Source organism: Methylobacterium frigidaeris, assembly GCF_022179185.1.
In the GTDB taxonomy this organism is placed as follows: Bacteria; Pseudomonadota; Alphaproteobacteria; order Rhizobiales; family Beijerinckiaceae; genus Methylobacterium; species Methylobacterium frigidaeris.
Genome location: NZ_BPQJ01000024.1, coordinates 1 through 15,592, shown reverse-complemented (window position 1 = coordinate 15,592; position 15,592 = coordinate 1). Strand labels below are relative to the sequence as shown.

At 68.2% G+C, this 15,592-nt stretch carries 10 protein-coding genes, 4 pseudogenes and 1 other annotated feature; of the genes and pseudogenes, 3 read left to right on the top strand and 11 right to left on the bottom strand.

The window, feature by feature from the left end; all coding sequences use genetic code 11:
* Positions 1-30 precede the first annotated feature (30 nt).
* The 5 genes from MFF64_RS22450 to MFF64_RS22430 all read right to left on the bottom strand — a co-directional run bounded on the left by MFF64_RS22450 (position 31) and on the right by MFF64_RS22430 (position 6,700).
* Positions 31-1,689 (bottom strand): dipeptide ABC transporter ATP-binding protein, encoded by a 1,659-nt coding sequence (locus MFF64_RS22450; protein WP_099904644.1) that lies wholly within the window; start codon positions 1,687-1,689, stop codon positions 31-33.
* A gap of 2 nt (positions 1,690-1,691) precedes the next feature.
* The gene (locus tag MFF64_RS22445; protein WP_099904642.1) at positions 1,692-2,561 is read right to left on the bottom strand and encodes an ABC transporter permease; all 870 of its coding nucleotides are present in this window, start codon (positions 2,559-2,561) and stop codon (positions 1,692-1,694) included.
* 82 nt (positions 2,562-2,643) lie between these two features.
* Positions 2,644-3,585, bottom strand: coding sequence for an ABC transporter permease (locus tag MFF64_RS22440; RefSeq protein ID WP_099904640.1), 942 nt, complete (start codon positions 3,583-3,585; stop codon positions 2,644-2,646).
* A gap of 4 nt (positions 3,586-3,589) precedes the next feature.
* Positions 3,590-5,164 carry an ABC transporter substrate-binding protein gene (locus MFF64_RS22435; protein ID WP_238192438.1) on the bottom strand — a complete coding sequence of 525 codons (1,575 nt, stop codon included), beginning with the start codon at positions 5,162-5,164 and terminating at the stop codon, positions 3,590-3,592.
* 102 nt (positions 5,165-5,266) lie between these two features.
* On the bottom strand, positions 5,267-6,700 hold the full coding sequence (locus MFF64_RS22430; protein WP_238192437.1) for an amidohydrolase family protein: 1,434 nt from the start codon (positions 6,698-6,700) through the stop codon (positions 5,267-5,269).
* A 47-nt stretch (positions 6,701-6,747) separates the two neighbouring features.
* Between MFF64_RS22430 and MFF64_RS22425 the strand changes: the two genes are divergently transcribed.
* A complete protein-coding gene (locus MFF64_RS22425) occupies positions 6,748-7,032 on the top strand; it encodes a hypothetical protein (RefSeq protein WP_238192436.1) in 285 nt (94 codons plus the stop codon).
* A gap of 221 nt (positions 7,033-7,253) precedes the next feature.
* Here the strand turns inward: MFF64_RS22425 and MFF64_RS22420 are convergent.
* Positions 7,254-7,405, bottom strand: a pseudogene (locus tag MFF64_RS22420) (IS30 family transposase); the annotation flags it as partial.
* Positions 7,406-7,435: 30 nt separating this feature from the next.
* The gene (locus tag MFF64_RS22415; protein ID WP_238192435.1) at positions 7,436-8,371 is read right to left on the bottom strand and encodes an IS110 family RNA-guided transposase; all 936 of its coding nucleotides are present in this window, start codon (positions 8,369-8,371) and stop codon (positions 7,436-7,438) included.
* A 198-nt stretch (positions 8,372-8,569) separates the two neighbouring features.
* On the opposite strand from MFF64_RS22415, the pseudogene MFF64_RS22410 reads away from it, so the two are divergent.
* Positions 8,570-9,243, top strand: a pseudogene (locus tag MFF64_RS22410) (IS3 family transposase); the annotation flags it as partial.
* Positions 8,839-8,955: a sequence feature (AL1L pseudoknot), on the top strand. (Overlaps the previous pseudogene by 117 nt.)
* A 119-nt stretch (positions 9,244-9,362) precedes the next feature.
* Positions 9,363-9,905: pseudogene (locus MFF64_RS22405) on the top strand (IS3 family transposase); the annotation flags it as partial.
* Positions 9,906-9,944: 39 nt separating this feature from the next.
* Here the strand turns inward: MFF64_RS22405 and MFF64_RS22400 are convergent.
* The 4 genes and pseudogenes from MFF64_RS22400 to MFF64_RS22385 form a co-directional block, all read right to left on the bottom strand.
* Positions 9,945-10,672: pseudogene (locus tag MFF64_RS22400) on the bottom strand (MFS transporter); the annotation flags it as partial.
* A 112-nt stretch (positions 10,673-10,784) separates the two neighbouring features.
* Positions 10,785-12,572: a glycoside hydrolase family 15 protein gene (locus MFF64_RS22395; RefSeq protein ID WP_238192434.1), complete on the bottom strand. Its 1,788-nt coding sequence runs from the start codon at positions 12,570-12,572 to the stop codon at positions 10,785-10,787.
* A 118-nt stretch (positions 12,573-12,690) separates the two neighbouring features.
* Complete coding sequence (locus MFF64_RS22390; protein ID WP_238192433.1) at positions 12,691-13,848, bottom strand: Gfo/Idh/MocA family protein; 1,158 nt, start codon at positions 13,846-13,848, stop codon at positions 12,691-12,693.
* Positions 13,849-13,947: 99 nt separating this feature from the next.
* A complete protein-coding gene (locus tag MFF64_RS22385; RefSeq protein WP_238192432.1) occupies positions 13,948-15,336 on the bottom strand; it encodes an amidohydrolase family protein in 1,389 nt (462 codons plus the stop codon).
* Positions 15,337-15,592: the final 256 nt, after the last annotated feature.

The following is a 15,592-nucleotide window of genomic DNA, read 5'->3' as shown; positions in this document are numbered from 1 at the left end:
CCTTGGGGTGGTGTGGTTGCGCGCGGCCCGTCACAGGGCGGCGGCCTGCGGCTCGGCCCGGAACTCCGCGAAGTTCCAGCCCCGTCCCGGGGCGGCGGCGATCAGCTCGCGGGTGTAGGGATGGGTGGGGGCGGCGAGCACGGCGGCGGCGGTGCCGGTCTCGACCACCTCGCCCCGGCGCATCACCGCGATCCGGTCGCAGATCTGGGCGGCCACCCGCAGGTCGTGGGTGATGAACAGGATGCCGACGCCGCTCTCGTCGCAGATGCCGCGCAGGAGCGCGAGCACCTGGCTCTGCACTGAGACGTCGAGCGCCGAGACCGACTCGTCGGCGACGAGCACGTCGGGCTCGAGCGCCAGGGCGCGGGCGATGGCGATGCGCTGGCGCTGCCCGCCGGAGAACTGGTGCGGGAAGCGCCCGAGCATCTCCCGCGACAGGCCGACCCGTTCGAGGAGCTCGCCGGCCCGGGCATAGGCCGCCTCGCGGGAGACGCCGAAATTGAGCGGGCCCTCGGCGATCAGGTCGCGCACCCGCATTCGCGCGTTGAGCGAGCGGAACGGATCCTGGAACACGATCTGCAACCGGCGCCGGTGCGGGCGCAAGGCGGCGTTCGACAGGCCGGCGATCTCGGTGCCGTCGAGGCGGATCGAGCCCGAGGAGGGCGGGACGAGCCGCATGATGCAGCGGGCGAGCGTCGTCTTGCCCGAGCCGGATTCGCCGACGATGCCGAGGATCTCGCCGCGGGCGAGCCGCATGTCGGTGGGGTGGAGCGCCGCGACGCCGGCCTTGCGCCGCAGTATCCCGCCGAGACCGCGGGTCTGGCCGTAGCTCTTCGCGAGTCCCGCCACCGTCAGGACCTCGGAACCGCCGCCGGGCGCGCGCTCCGGCGGCACCAGGCTCGGCACGGAGGCCACCAGCATCCGGGTATAGGATTGGCTCGGCCGCGCCAGGACGTCGTCGCGGCTGCCGATCTCGACCATCCGGCCGCGATTCATCACCACGATGCGGTCGGCGATCTCCGACACCACGCCGAAATCGTGGGTGATGAACAGGACGGCGGTGCCGAAGCGCTCCTGCAATTCGCGGATCAGCAGCAGGATCTGGCGCTGGGTGGTGACGTCGAGGGCCGTGGTCGGCTCGTCGGCGATCAAGAGCTTCGGCCGCAGGATCAGCGCCATGGAGATCACGATGCGCTGGCGCTGGCCGCCCGAGAGCTGGTGGGGATAGGAGGCGTGGATGCGCTCCGGGTTCGGCAGGTGCACGGAGGCGAACATCTCGAGCACCTGGCGGCGGCGGGCGGCGGCATCGCCGATCCCGTGCACCTTCAGCACCTCCTCGACCTGCGCCCCGACGGTCTCGACCGGGTTCAGGGCGGTCATCGGCTCCTGGAACACCATCGACATCCGGGTGGCGCGCATCCGGCGTAACTGCTCCGGCGACGCCGCCAGCACGTCCTCGCCGTCGACCGTGATCCGCCCCGCCGTGACCGCGAGGGCGGCGGGATCGAGGAGACCCATCACGGCGAGCGAGGTCACGGACTTGCCGGAACCGGATTCGCCGACGACGCACAGGGTCTCGCCCGCCCGCACGGCGAGCGAGAGGTCGGCGACGGTGGGCTGGCCCGTCGCCTTGAGAGAGACGGTGAGGCCCTCGATGCGCAGGACCTCGGCGGGTGCGGGGGCAGTCATGGTCAGCGCCTCGTCGCGAGCTTCGGGTCGAGGGCGTCGCGCAGGGCATCGCCGATCAGGTTGATGCTGAGCACCGTGAGGGCGAGGAACAGGCCGGGGAAGAAGATCAGGCCGGGCCGGATCTGGAAGTAGGTCCGCCCCTCGGCGATCACGTTGCCCCAGGACGGCACCTCCGGCGGCAGGCCGACCCCGAGGAAGCTCAGCACCGCCTCGGTCAGCACCGCCGAGGCGACCAGGAAGCTGCCCTGCACGATCAGCGGCGCCAGGGTGTTGGGCAGCATGTGGCGCAGCAGGATCCGCCAGGTCGGGGTGGCGAGCGAGATCGCCGCCTCGACATAGGCCTCCTGCCGCAGGCCCAGGATGACGCCGCGCACCAGCCGGACCACCCGGGGGAAGTCCGGCAGCACGATCGCCAGGAGGACGGTGCCGAGATTGGCCCCGGTCACCGCCACGAGGGCCACGGCGAGCACGATCGAGGGGATCGCCATGATGCCGTCCATCACCCGCATCACGACGCCGTCGAGGAGCCGGAAGTACCCCGCCAGGAGCCCGATCAGCGTGCCGAGGACCAGGGACAAAGCGGCCGAGGCCAGCCCGACGAGGAGCGAGGTCCGGGCGCCGTAGACGACGCGGGCGAAGACGTCGCGCCCCATCGCGTCGGTGCCGAACCAGAACGCCGCCGAGGGCAGCTTGAGCCGGTTCACCGGATCGATGTGGAGCGGGTCGGCGGCGATGACGAGCGGCCCGATGAGGGCGGAGAGCCCGATGACGAGCAGCACCAGGGCGGCGCAGGCGGAGAGCCCGTGGCCGCGCGGCAGGAACCGCCGCCCGCCGTGGTGCGGCGGCGAACCTGTGGTCGTGAGGGCTGACATGGATTTTCACCCTTCGCATCCCGCACCGGACATCGCGGCGGACCGGGACTTCGAGAAGACGATGCGGTAAAGCAGGTTGTTCTCAGTACCGGATCCGCGGGTCGAACACCGTGTAGAGCACGTCGACCGCGAGGTTGATCAGGATGTAGACCAGCGACAGGAGCAGGATCAGGCTCTGGATCAGCGGGTAGTCGCGCGCGAGGACCGATTCGACGACGAGGCGGCCGAGCCCCGGGATATTGAACACGCTCTCGGTGACGACGACCCCGCCGATCAGGAAGGCGGCGCCGGACCCGACCACCGTGACGATCGGCACCGCGGCGTTGCGCAGCGCGTGGCGCAGGACGATCCTCGCCTCGGGCACGCCCTTGGCGCGGGCGGTGCGGACGAAATCCTCGCCCAGCACCTCCAGCACGCTGGAGCGGGTGATGCGGGCGACGAGCGCGATGTAGACCGTGGACAGGGTCAGGGTCGGCAGGGTGGCGGTGCGCAGGAAGCGGATCGGATCGATGGTGAGGGCGGTGAAGCCCTGCACCGGGAACCAGCCCGCCTTGAGCGAGAGCAGGTAGATCAGCCCGTAGCCCACCACAAAGACCGGCGTCGAGAAGCCGAGCACCGCCACCGCCATCACCAGGCGGTCGCTGAGCCGCCCGCGCCGCCAGGCGGCGTAGACGCCCATCGGGATCGCGACGAGGAGCGAGACCGTCACGGTCGCCACCGCGAGCGAGAGCGTCGGCCCCAGGCGGCTCCCAATCATCTCCGCCACCGGCTTGTGGGAGTGGAGGGAGAGGCCGAGATTGCCCTGGAGGATCTGGCCGAGCCAGGTGACGAACTGCACCGCGAGCGGCGCGTCGAGGCCGAGCCGTGCCCGGATCTCGGCGAGCTCCGCCGGGGACGCGGCGTCCCCCGCCATGATCGAGGCCGGGTCGCCGGGCGCGAGGTGCAGCAGCGCGAACACGATCAGGGCCACCACGCCCATCACGGGCAGGGTCATCGCGACGCGCCGGGCGAGATAGCCGAGCATCGCCTCAGCGGCCCTTCTTCGAGATGTTCCAGAAGAGGTTGGCCGGCGCGTCCAGCACCCCCTCGACATCCTTGCGGAAGCCGCTGACCCTGGCGAACGAGCCGAGCGGGGCGAAGACGCCCTCGTCGTAGGCGATGCCCTGGATGCGGCCGGCGATCGCCTTGCGCTCTTCCAGGCTCGTCGCCGTCAGGAACTCGCGGGTGAGCGCGCCGATCTGCGGCACGTCGGCCCAGCCGGCATAGCCGCCCTTGCCCTCGGCGACGATCATGAAGTTGCGCAAGGGGTCCTGGATCTCGGTGTTGTGCCAACTGGTGACGAAGATGCTCCAGCCGCCGGCGGAGACCGGACCCTGGTTGGCGCGGCGCGACAGCATGGTCATGAAGTCCATCGCCTGCAGCTCGACCTTGAAGCCCGCCGCGCGCAGCTGCTGGGCCATCACCGGTGCGACCGAGGACAGGGACGGGATGTCCGAGATGTGGATGAGGCCGACCGGCGTGCCGTCGTAGCGGGCTTCCGCCAGCAGTGCCTTGGCCTTGGCGGGGTCCGCCTTCAGCACCATCGCGGCGGAGACGTCGCTCGCATAGGGTAGGCCGCAGCCGAACGCCGCTCCGCACAGGCTGTAATGCGCAGGATCGCCGAACTGCGCCTGCATGATCTCGCTTTGCCCGATCGCCCACAGGGCAGCCTGGCGCACGAGCTTGTTGGTGAAGGGCGGCTGCAGGTGGTTGAGCCGGTAGCTGACCTGGTAGCCGAGTGCGTCGAGGCGACGGGTCGTCACCTCGCTCGTCTGGACGAGGGGCATCAGGTCGACGTTGATGTTCTGGAGGTAGTCGATCTCGCCGCTGTTGAGCGCGTTCACGGCGGTCAGCGGGTCCGGCATCTCGATGCGCTCGATCCGGTCGACCTTGGCGACCTTGGCGCCGGCAAACCAGCTCGGCGCCTCGCTGCGTGGCACGTAACGCGGGTTCTTCTCGTAGATGGCGCGCACGCCGGGCTGGTAGTCGGAGGCCTTGAAGACGAAGGGGCCGGAGCCGGTGTAATCGGTGATCGCCTCGGTGACCGGCGTCGCCGCGACGCGCGCCGGCATGATGAAGAGCGGTACGCCGCTCGGCTTGGCGAAGGCCTCGAGGACGACGCCGGAGGCCTGCGACAGGGTGAGGGTGAAGGTCCGGTCGTCCGGGGCCGCGAGGTCGGTGGTGATCGACTTGAGCGCCATGCCCATCCGGTCGCGCTGGCCCCAGCGCTTGATCGAGGCGACCACGTCGGCGGCGGTCACGGGCTTTCCGTCGTGCCAGGTCAGGCCGTCGCGCAAGCGGAAGGTGTAGACCTTGCCGTCCTGAGAGACCGTGTAGCCTTCGACCATCTGTGGTTGGACGGCCTGGCTCGCGTCGAGGGCAAACAGCGTGTCGTAGATGAGGTAGCCGTGGTCGCGGGTCTGGTGCGAGGCGCTGAGGATCGGATCGAGATTCCCGAGCCGGCTCTCCATCACGACCTTGAGGTCGCTCGCCCGTACCGGCGCGCCGGCGAGCGCGAGGCAGGTCGCCAAAAGGGCGAGGGTCGTCCGTTTCTTGCGCGTCATTGCTATCCCCATCGCGGCGCGGCCGGGTCGTGAGAAGTCGAGGTCCGGTCCCGCGGCCGGGGCCGCAGGACGTCATCGGTGAAGGCGGGTCGTCTCGGCCGATCAGCGCCGGAATTCGGGGTAGCTCTCCGGCGAGAGCTGGTTGATGTCGCGCTTGGCCCAGTCCTCGCGGTGCATGTTGGCCCACATCGATTCCGCCCCGCTCTGCAGGTCGGCGGTGAGCGCCGCGATGTCGAACCCGGGCACGACCCGGTCCCGCATGATGAAGCGGCCGTCGACCATCGTGGCGTTCAGGTCCTCGGCCTGGGCCGAGTAGACGATGTTGCGCACGGGATCGCGCATCGGCGTCATGAACAGGCTGCGGCCTTCCCAGAACAGGAGGTCGGCCTTGGCGCCGTCCGCGATGCGGCCGAGGTCGTCGCGGCCGAGCGCCTTGGCGCCGGCGAGCGTCGCCGAGTTGAACACGTCGGACGCGGTCGCGACCTCCGTGCGCCGGTCCATGATCTTGCTGATGACGGCGGTCCAGCGCAGGGCCTCAATCATGCTCTGCGGGCAGGTGTCGGTCGCGAGCGTCATGTTGACCCCGCGGGCGAGATAGCGCGCGTAGCTCTCCATCGCGATGCCGCGGCGGGCGAACACCCAGACCGCGTGGGCGACGTTGGTCCCGGTATCGGCCAGGATGCCGATGTCGTCGGCGTGGTAGTTGGTCCAGCTCGACCCGCCCGGCATGATGACGTGGCCGAGGATGACGTCGCTGCCGAGGAAGCCGATCTTCTCCAGCCACTCGACCGGCGAGCAGCCGTTGCGGCGCACCATCTCCTGGAATTCCGGCACCGATTGCGAGACGTGCAGCGCCAGCGGCACACCCATCTCGGTGGCGACCGCCCGCGAGCGCCGCAGCAGCGCCTCCGAGCAGGTGTCGACCTGGACCGGGGTCAGGAAGCCCTTGATGCGCCCCTCGGCGCGCCCGTCGATCGCCGTGATGAAATCGACCGCCCGCTGCATCGCCGCGGCGCCGTCATCCTCCCACCACTGGTACTGAACGCTCTTGCCGTCGTCGGTGTACCAGCGGCCGGAGCGGTACATCTCGCCGATATAGGCGCGCAGGCCCGCCTTCTCGGCCTGTTCGGCGACGTATGGCCCCTGCAACCCCATCTCGACGATGGTGGTCGTGCCGGTGCGGATCAGCTCAGGCATCGAGGCGGCGACGGAGGCGCGCCGCGCCGCCTCGGTGATCGCCCCGTCGCGGGCGGTGAGGAACTCGAAGAGGCCGGACAGGTAGAAGTTCCGCGGCCCGCGATCCTCCACGAAGGAGCGGTCGAGCGGCGATTCGCTTAAGTGCGCATGCGTGTTGATGAAGCCCGGCGTGACGACCTTGTCCCGCGCGTCGATCACCTCGTCCGCCTCGCCCTCGAAGGCGCCGCCGCCGACATGGGCGATGCGGTCGTCCTCGATCACGATCGTCCCGCCCTTGAGATGGCGATGGCCACCGTCCTGGAAGGCGATCACGTGCCCGGCCTGGATCACCGTCCTCATGGCATCCCCCTATCGAGTCAATTGTGTATCCATAGTTGTTTTTATGCGTGGCGATGTCCATCTCATTTTCGCGGCACGCTGCGCATTTTTCGTGCGGCGGCGCATGGCCGCTGACCAATGGCGCCTGTTTTCTCCAGATGAAAATCGAGATCTACCTCGGCGCGCTGAATGTTTATGGCATATATATTTTGTATATTTGTATTTTACAATTTGTACACATTCCATTGCTGATTGCTCAGCGCCTGCTCTGCCTGAAAGATACCTCCGCAATTGGGAGGTTGCCTGCGTTGTGCGAGATACCGACGAGGCTTAGACGTGCGCAGTGCGGCTGAGTTGGAGAGCTGCTTCATGGGATCAAGCCGGTCCCGACACCGTCCTTCGTCCATATGACACGGATCAAGAGCGGATCGTGACGATCCCAAATCTGCGTCGCTTTAAATAATTTATGGATACATGATTTACGCAAGCCTGACCACGACGAGGCGCCGGCTGACGGCATGACGGCAATCGCGGGGTTGTTCTGTCCGGGAGCAGAGCCGCACGTTCCTTCGAGCACGAAGCGTTCCCGAACCTCCCGTTCGACGGAAAGGAGGATCTCCGGAGGTGACGAACGACCTGCCGCGGCCCAGGCTGCGGGCTCGTGGCACCCGCAGAGCCCATCCTGTGCGAGGACACGCGGTCCAGCTCACGCTTCGCCGCGCCCCTGAACCGCCCCGGGTTTCCCGGCAACTGTAATCAGATCGCGGCGGCTGGGGTGTAATCGGTACCGCTGGCGAGCATGGCGTTTAGTGTAACCAGCAGTTTGCGGGCAGTAGCCGTCAGTGCCGCCTTGGTCGGTTTTCCGGCCAACTGGAGGCGCTGGCGGAAGTCTCGGAATATGGCACACCGCCGGGAGGCCTGCAGAGCTGCGAGGTAAACGATCGTTCGGACGATTGGCCGACCACCGCCGACGCTGCGTGGGCCGACACGCTTGCCGCTGTCACGCGCGATCGGTGCCAAGCCCGCCAGGGCAGCGATGCTGCGGCGATCAAGCTGCCCGAGTTCAGACAGCTCGGCGATTAATGTCGCGGCAACGATTGGACCTACACCAGGAGCGGTTTGAAGGCGCTGATTGAGAGGGCGGAGTTCTGGATCGGCTTTGATCAGGTCACCGATCTGCGCCTCGACCTTCGCGATGCGACGATCGAGAACCGCAATCAAGCTCATGATGTCAGCGCGGGCTTGGCGGTCAGCTGTTTGCTGGAGCCTTGTGGCCTCCTGTTTACGGATCTCGACGAGTTGGCGACGGCGGGTCGCCTGGGCCTGAAGGGCGCGTCGGGCTGTGGCGAGGGGCTGTGTCGGTGCCGGCCGCAGCCGTATCCCTAACTCTGCCAACATACGCGCATCGACGCGATCGGTTTTCCCGATCACTCCCATGGCCCGGGCAAAATCGCGAGCCTGTCGCGGGTTCACGCGACTGAACCGGGCATTGCAAGTTTCGAGAGCATCACGCAGCACGCGATCATAACCACCGCTAGCTTCGAAGATGACCCATGCTCCCTGCTTTGCACATGCAGCGGCGAAGCTTCGTGCTGCAGCAGTCGTATTTGCGATCCGGCGTGCGCCGCTGAGCGCATGGTGAACGTCGAGCCAGTCCTTGGCAACATCAACTCCGACGAAGATGTCTTGCATTATGATTCCTACTCCTGTCCTGCGGGATCGGCCGAATCTGTCCCAATCAACTGTTCAGGCTGATGCTTCATGGCGCGGACGGCTCCCGATCCGGGAACTGGGCTCAGACACCCTGGAGGCTCGCGGGATGCCGTCCGCGGTCGCAGAGTAGATCAACCGCGACAGACAGGAGGCTCCAACTTCTGAGAGGATGGAGCCATGACGAAGCGAACAACCCCGTTTTCCCCTGAGGTGCGCGAGCGCGCGGTACGGATGGTGCGCGAGCACGGCTCGCAATGGTCGGCGATCCAGTAGATCGCGGCCCAGATCGGCTGCTCGGGCGAGACGCTGCGGAACTGGGTGCGCCAGTCCGAGCGTGATCAGGGCGTGCGTCCTGGCCAGACGACGGACGAGCACGAGCGGATCAAGGCGCTGGAGCTCGAGGTTCGCGAGCTACGCCAAGCCAACGAGATCCTGCGCAAGGCGAGCGCATATTTTGCTTTTGCCGAGCTCGACCGCCGGTTTCGGCCATGATCAGCTTCATCGACGATCATCGAGCCGTCTACGGGGTCGAGCCGATCTGCAAGGTGCTGCCGATCGCCCCGTCGACCTACTACGTGCACGCCGCTCGGCGTGCCGATCTCGACAAGCAGCCGGTTCGTGCGCGCAGTGACGCCGCGTTGATGATCGACATCCAGCGCGTGTTCGAGGCCAACTTCTGCGTCTACGGCGTGCGCAAGATCTGGCGGCAACTGGCCCGGGAGGGGATCGTGACCGCTCGGTGCACGGTGGCGCGGCTGATGCGCCGGATGGGCTTGACGGGGGTGGTGCGGGGCAGGCGCGTGCGCACCACGATCCCCGACCCGGCCGCAGCCTGCCCCCTCGACCGCGTCATACCCTCGCGCCTTGCCATCGACACGTCGATGGCAAGGCGTCCGGCGCATCAGCGCCGGCGCCCATTCGGGCTTGCCTTGCGCCTCCGAACGAGTCCGTTCGAAGGCGCGGCGGTATCAATCGCCAGTTCAAGGCTCCGCGGCCGAACGCCTTGTGGGTCAGCGACTTCACCTACGTGGCGACGTGGTCGGGCTTCGTCTATGTGGCCTTCGTCATCGATGTGTTCGCCCGGCGCATCGTCGGTTGGCGGGCCTCACGCAGCGCTCACGCGAGCTTCGTGCTGGATGCTCTGGAACAGGCGCTGCACGAGCGTCGTCCTGTTCAGGGCAGCGGGCTGGTGCATCACTCGGACCGCAGCTCGCAAGACTTAGCTCTACGGTACACCGAGCGTCTGGCCGGAGCAGGGATCGAGCCGTCGGTCGGCAGCGTCGGCGACAGCTACGACAATGCCCTCGCGGAGACGATCAACGGCCTGTTCAAGGCGGAGGTCATCCACCGACGCGGACCCTGGCGCTCCTTCGAGGCCGTCGCGTACGCCACCCTGGAGTGGGCGGACTGGTACAACCACCGTCGCCTCCTCGCGCCCATCGGCAACGTCCCCCCCGCCGAGGCCGAAGCGCGCTATCATGCACACGTCGGCGACCAAGCCTTGGCAGCCTGACCCAAGCCAACCGGCCTCCGAAAAACCCGGAGCGGTTCAGCCGACGGTCATGCCAAGCCCGAACACGGCGAGCACGGCCGGGATTGCCGATGGCGCCACGTGGGTAACGTCCAGCAGGGTCGAGGGAAGGTAGGTGTAGTCCGAGAATAGGCCACCGAACCCGATGGCGCCTATGGCCAGCGTCAACCAGACCTGCCCCGCCGCAGCGCCCCGAGTTCGCGCAGCGGGCTCGCCCTCCTGGCGGCGGGCGCGCCGAGTGGCGCGTGGACGCGCACCAGGACGGCAGTTAGGATCGCCAGCGCCGCCACAAGGCCGAAGCTCCAGCGCCAGCCCACGAGTTGGCCGATGCCATTGGCGAGCGGCACGCCGACTACGGTGGCGATGGTCAGCCCCAGGATCACGCGCGACACGGCCTGGGTCCGCTGCTCGCGCGGGACCAGAGAGGCGGCGACAGGGAGGCCACACCGAAATAGGCGCCGTGCGGCAGGCCGGCGAGGAAGCGGAAGGCCAGCATCCAGCCGTAGCTCGGCGCGAGCGCCGAGAGGCCATTGCCGAAGGCAAACAGCACCATCAAGCCGATCGAGGAGTGTGCGCCGCACGATCCTGGCTGCCAGCACCGCAATGACGGGCGCACCAATCACGACGCCGAGCGCGTAGGCGCTGACGACGTGGCCCGCGGTCGGCGCGTCAAGGGCGAGGTCGGGGGCGAAGGCCGGTAGCAGGCTCATCGCCGCGAACTCGGTCGTGCCAATGGCAAAGCCGCCCATGCTCAGCGCGGTAACGACAAGGGCTGGGTGAGCTCCCGGAACGGTCGGAGCCGGCGCGGCCGCTTGCGCCGCCTCCGCATCGAGGGGGCGGTCTCGGGCAGGTCGACGAAAGTCATTCGAGGGCTCTGATAGGACGATTCCGGTCGCCGCGCAGCGTGCAGGCGGCATGAATCAAGGCAAGGTGACTGAGCCCCTGGGGCGTGTTGCCGAGGAAGTCCCGGCTCTCCGGGTCGACCATCTCGCTCAGGATGCCGATGCCCTTGGGCAGGGCGCGAAGCGTGCCGGTGAAGACCTTCTCTGCCTCCTCCTCCCGCCCGAGCTCGGCCAGCGCCTCGGCCAGCCAGAACGAGCACGCCAGGAACGCGCCTTCCTCGCGCTCGGCTCCGGAGTAGCGGTAGACGAAGGGCCCGCGTCCGAGTTCCTCGCGGATCGCGTCGAGGGTCGAGGACAGCTTGTCCCAGCTGTCGAAGCCGAAGCGGACCGCGAGCGCGAGCGAGGCGTCGAGCCGCTCGGTGCCAGGATGGAGCACGAAGGCCTTGCGCCGCTCCGACCAGCAGTGCTCTTCGATCCAAGCGGCGATGCGGTCGCGCTCGCGCCTCCAGCGCGGCACGCAGGTTGCCGGCAAGTGCCCGGCCTCGGCGAGCTCGACCGCGCGGGCGAGCCCCTGCCAAGCGCTGATCTTCGACATCGTGTAGTGCTGTGGCTCGCGCAGCTCCCAGATCCCAGCATCCTTCTGGCGCCAGCGGTCGGCACTCTGGTCGGCGAGCGCCGATAGGACCGCAGCGCTGCGCTGGTCGAGGACGTTGCCGTCGGCGACGAACAGGGCCGCAGTCTCGAAGATGTCGCCGTAGATGCCGTGCTGGTGCTGCAGCGCCGCGGCGTTGCCGACGAGCACCGGTCGTGAGCCGCGGTAACCTGGGAGCTCCAGGGCGCGCTCGTCCGGCCCGACCTCGCCGCACAGGGTGTAGAGCACCCGCGGCCCGTGCTGGTCGAGGCGCTTCATCAGCCACGAGAAGGCCGCCTTCGCCTCCGGCATCGCGCCGACCCGCAGGAAGGCGTTCACCGCATAGCCCGCGTCACGGATCCAGGCATAGCGGTAGTCGTAGTTCTTCTCCCCGCCGATACCCTCTGGCAGCGAGGTCGTGGCGGCCGCCGCGATGGCGCCGGAGGGCGAGTAGAGCAGCAGCTTGAGCGCGAGCGCGCTGCGGCGGACCGCCTCGCGGTGCGGGCCGTCGTAGCGCAGCCCCTCCGCCCAGCGCCGCCAAGCCTCGTCGCTGATGTCGATGCGGGCATCGACCTCCTCCATCGTGGGCACGCCGAGCGGCTCGTCCTCGCCCGCGAGCAGCGCGACGGTCGCGCGCTCGCCCGCCGCAAGGGTCACCGTGGCGCAGATGGTGCGATCCTCCTCCTCGGTGACCTGCATGTTGTCGCTGCAGCGGAACAGGCCGAGCACCGGCCCGACGTGGAAGACGCAGCCGTTCGGGTTCGGCTGCAGCCAGGGCGATGCGGTGTCGCCGCGCGTGCCGAACACCGCCCGGATGCGAAAGGTCATCGTGCCCGCTTCGACCTCGATGCGGCGGGCGAGCTCGCACCAGGGCAGGCGGCCGGCGGTGGAGCTATTGAGGGACTCGGTCAGGCGCGCCCGGCCACTATCGGAGGCGAGCACCGTGTCGAGCACGTTGCTGTCCTGCCTGTAGCGCCGCTCGACCACCTCGGCCCCGTGGGCCTCGACCTGGAAGAAGCCGCCGGCCCGCGGGTCGAGCAGGGTGTCGAACAGCGGCGGCGAATCCATCTCGGGCACGCACCACCAAGCGACCGCCCCGTCCGGCGCCAAGAGGACGACGGAGCGCCCGTCGCCCAGCGCGGCATAGTCCTGGATCGGAAACTCCGAACCCGGCAATCGCGCGTGATCCGCGTTCCCGAGATCGCCGCCTTCGTAAAGGCCACGCTTGCCCCTTGTCTGCTCGGTCATGATCCTGCCAGGTTGTAGTTTTCGCGCGACGGTCCCAAAACAGCCATTAGTTCTGCGGAACCTTGTCTTTGCCCTTGCCCGGATTGGAGGTATTCACGAGCCGGGGCCCCTCTTGTGCCTTGAGCGTCTCGCGTTGGGCGCCCGTGTCGATCCGCTCGGTCCGGGTGAACGGCTCCAGCTTGACGGGTCCGCCGGACTTGATGGCCCGGACGATGCCCTCCAGCACCCGCACGTCCGCGTAGCCCTCCTCAGCATCCGGCTCGGGCTCCCTGTCGTTGAGGATGCAGTCGGAGAAATATCTGAGTTCGCTGCCGAAATGATCGGTGTTCTTGAAGCTCTCGTGGCTCTTGGCCTCCCCAAGCGTCACGGTGTGCTCCAGCGGCTTGCCGTACATGTAGGCCGGGTTTACTTCGACGCTGCCCTTCGTGCCGACCACAGAGTAGGTGTCGAGCGTATTTCCCCAGTAAGACATCGTGAACTGTGCGATCCGATTGCCTGGGAAGCGCAAGGTCACCGCGACCGTGTCGTCGAAGTCGCCCAAGCTTGCCTCCGGGTGGCGCACACCCACTGCCGAGACTATCTCGGTCGGCTCGTCGCCGAACACGTAGCGGGCAGCGTTCACCGGGTAGGGTCCCATGTCGAAGATCGGCCCGGCCTCGACGCCGTTCTTGGCCCGGTGATTCTCGGGCGAGACCATTTGAGTGAAGGTCGAGGTGAAGGTGAGGAGCTCGCCGAGCTTTCCCGAGCTGATCAGGTCGATGGTGGCCAGCGTGGCCGGTTCGAAGTGCAGGCGGTAAGCCACCATCAACTTGGCTGACGAGGTCTTGGCCACCTCCAGGATCTCCTGGCACTTCTCCGTGGAGACCTCTAGGGGCTTCTCGACCAGCACGTGGATGCCGGCCTTCAGCGCCGGGATGGCGAACTCGGCATGGCGCCAGTTCGGCGTGGCGAGGTAGATCGCGTCGATATTGCCGGAGGCGAGGAGCTCGCCAAACTGCTCGTAGCCGTAGGTATCGGTGACGCCGTACTGCTTGCCGACGCCCCGCGCCTTCTCGGAGTCGCCGGTGACGAACGCGACCACCTCCGAGTTTCCGGTGTGCGCGACGCCCGGAAGCATGGCCTCTTGGGTGATGTCGCCCAACGCGACGAAAGCGTAGCGGACCTTCTTGCCTGAGGTCAGGCCGAGCGCGGATGCAAGGCTCATGGTGTCTCCTTCGAAGCGAGGTCGAAATTCGGGTGCGGGATGGACGGCGTGGCGCTGGCGTTCGCCGGCCGTCGGAAAAGGTTGTTGGGCGCTCGGGTTTCAACCGGCGCGGGCCCGTACGGAGCGAATGGACCGGCGCGCACGGTCGAGGAGCGCCGTCATGTCCACCCCGACTAGGTGGCCGTCCCGCTTCACGACGCGTCCGCCGACCATGACGAGGGCGACGTCCTCGGGACGGGCCGAGTAGACCAGCAGCGAGCACGGGTCGCCGCCGTCGAAGCCCGCGAGGTTGAGCGCATCGAGGCGGACGACCTGGAGGTCGGCCCACCGCCCCGGAACCAGGGAGCCGAGCTCGGCGTCGAGGCCCAGGGCCCGGGCCCCCCCGATGGTGGCCAGCTCGAGCAGCTGACGCGGCCGGACGGCCTTCTCGTCGCGCGTCGCCCCAGCCATCGTCAGGGCAGCGAGCCGCATCAGGGCGAACATGTCGGTGAAGCCGGCGAGCCCGCTGCCGTCGATGCCGAAGCCGAGGCGGCTCACCCCGGCGAAGCGGTCGAGCCGGGTCAGTCCGTAGCCGACCCGATGCTCGGACAACGGCGTCATCACGAGGCCCGCGCCCGCTTCCTCCAGGGCGGCGAGCTGGTTGGGCCGCGCATCGGTCGCGTGGATGACCTGCAGGTCCGGGTGCAGCAACCGTCTGGCGATGAGCGCGTCAAACATCGCCTCGGCGCGTCCCGGCACCGTGCCGCTGACGTGGACCTGGAGCGGCAGGCGGAGGCGGCGGGCCGCCTCCCATTCCCGCATCTTGATCGCCCAGGCCGCGGCGTCGTCGAGCGCCTGCGGCAGGCGCCAGGCGAGGCCCAGCGACAGGCGGCCGTCGGCCGCGTGCCCCGTCCAGCCCCGCTGCCATTCTTCGACATGGTCGAGGTCGATCATGTCCGCGGCGGTCTTACTTCTCATGCCGTAGAGCAGCCTCGCGCGGATCGGCGCGTCCCGCAGGGCATTGAGCCCGGCTTCGGCATGGTCGCGGTTGCGGACGAGATCGAAGAAATCGGCGCTCGTTGTGATGCCGGAAGCCGCGCTCTCGACCCCGCTCAGCAGCATGCCGGTGTAGGTGTCCTCCGGCGCGTAGTGGGCGGAGAGGCGGTTGGTGGTGGGAAAGAACGCGGCCTCGGCGGTGTTGCCGTAGAGCCCGCGCATCTGGCTGATCGAGCCGTGGGTGTGGGCGTCGACGAAGCCCGGCAGTACCACCATGCCGGCAGCCTCTACCACCTCGGCGCCCGCCGGCGCCGCGAGACCGGCGCTGATCTCGGCGATGCGTCCGTCGCGCACCAGGACGTCGGTGCCGGCCAGGTCGCCGCGGCCAGGGTCCATGGTCATGACGTAGCCGCCGCGGACCAGGGTTGCGACGCCAGTGGCTGCGGCCGCGCCGTGCGCCATGCCCGACAGCGCCGCGCCGCCCAGCACCGTCCCGAACTCTCGCCGACTCATCTCCATCACCCCGACAAGTCCCTTCTCGCCGCCCTAGAGAGACCCGAAATAGGCCTGCGGGTCCGCGAGCGTCATCGCAGCGACGGACAAGGTGCCTTCCCGGTCCGGACAGGATGGAGCGTGGGTGCCGGGCGCTGCCCGTTCGCGACTGGTCCTGACCCACGAAACTGGTCCGGGCTGAGCGCAAGATTTTCGGGCATCCTGAACCCTGAAGGAGGGTGGATGCCATGCCTCGCAAACGCTTCACGAACGAACA

What these genes read in the sequence shown, in the direction of transcription:
- MFF64_RS22450 (WP_099904644.1), bottom strand. Translation starts at nt 1,689, where the DNA reads ATGACTGCCCCCGCACCCGCCGAGGTCCTGCGCATCGAGGGCCTCACC.
- MFF64_RS22445 (WP_099904642.1), bottom strand. Translation starts at nt 2,561, where the DNA reads ATGTCAGCCCTCACGACCACAGGTTCGCCGCCGCACCACGGCGGGCGG.
- MFF64_RS22440 (WP_099904640.1), bottom strand. Translation starts at nt 3,585, where the DNA reads ATGCTCGGCTATCTCGCCCGGCGCGTCGCGATGACCCTGCCCGTGATG.
- MFF64_RS22435 (WP_238192438.1), bottom strand. Translation starts at nt 5,164, where the DNA reads ATGACGCGCAAGAAACGGACGACCCTCGCCCTTTTGGCGACCTGCCTC.
- MFF64_RS22430 (WP_238192437.1), bottom strand. Translation starts at nt 6,700, where the DNA reads ATGAGGACGGTGATCCAGGCCGGGCACGTGATCGCCTTCCAGGACGGT.
- MFF64_RS22415 (WP_238192435.1), bottom strand. Translation starts at nt 8,371, where the DNA reads ATGCAAGACATCTTCGTCGGAGTTGATGTTGCCAAGGACTGGCTCGAC.
- MFF64_RS22390 (WP_238192433.1), bottom strand. Translation starts at nt 13,848, where the DNA reads ATGAGCCTTGCATCCGCGCTCGGCCTGACCTCAGGCAAGAAGGTCCGC.
- MFF64_RS22385 (WP_238192432.1), bottom strand. Translation starts at nt 15,336, where the DNA reads ATGAGTCGGCGAGAGTTCGGGACGGTGCTGGGCGGCGCGGCGCTGTCG.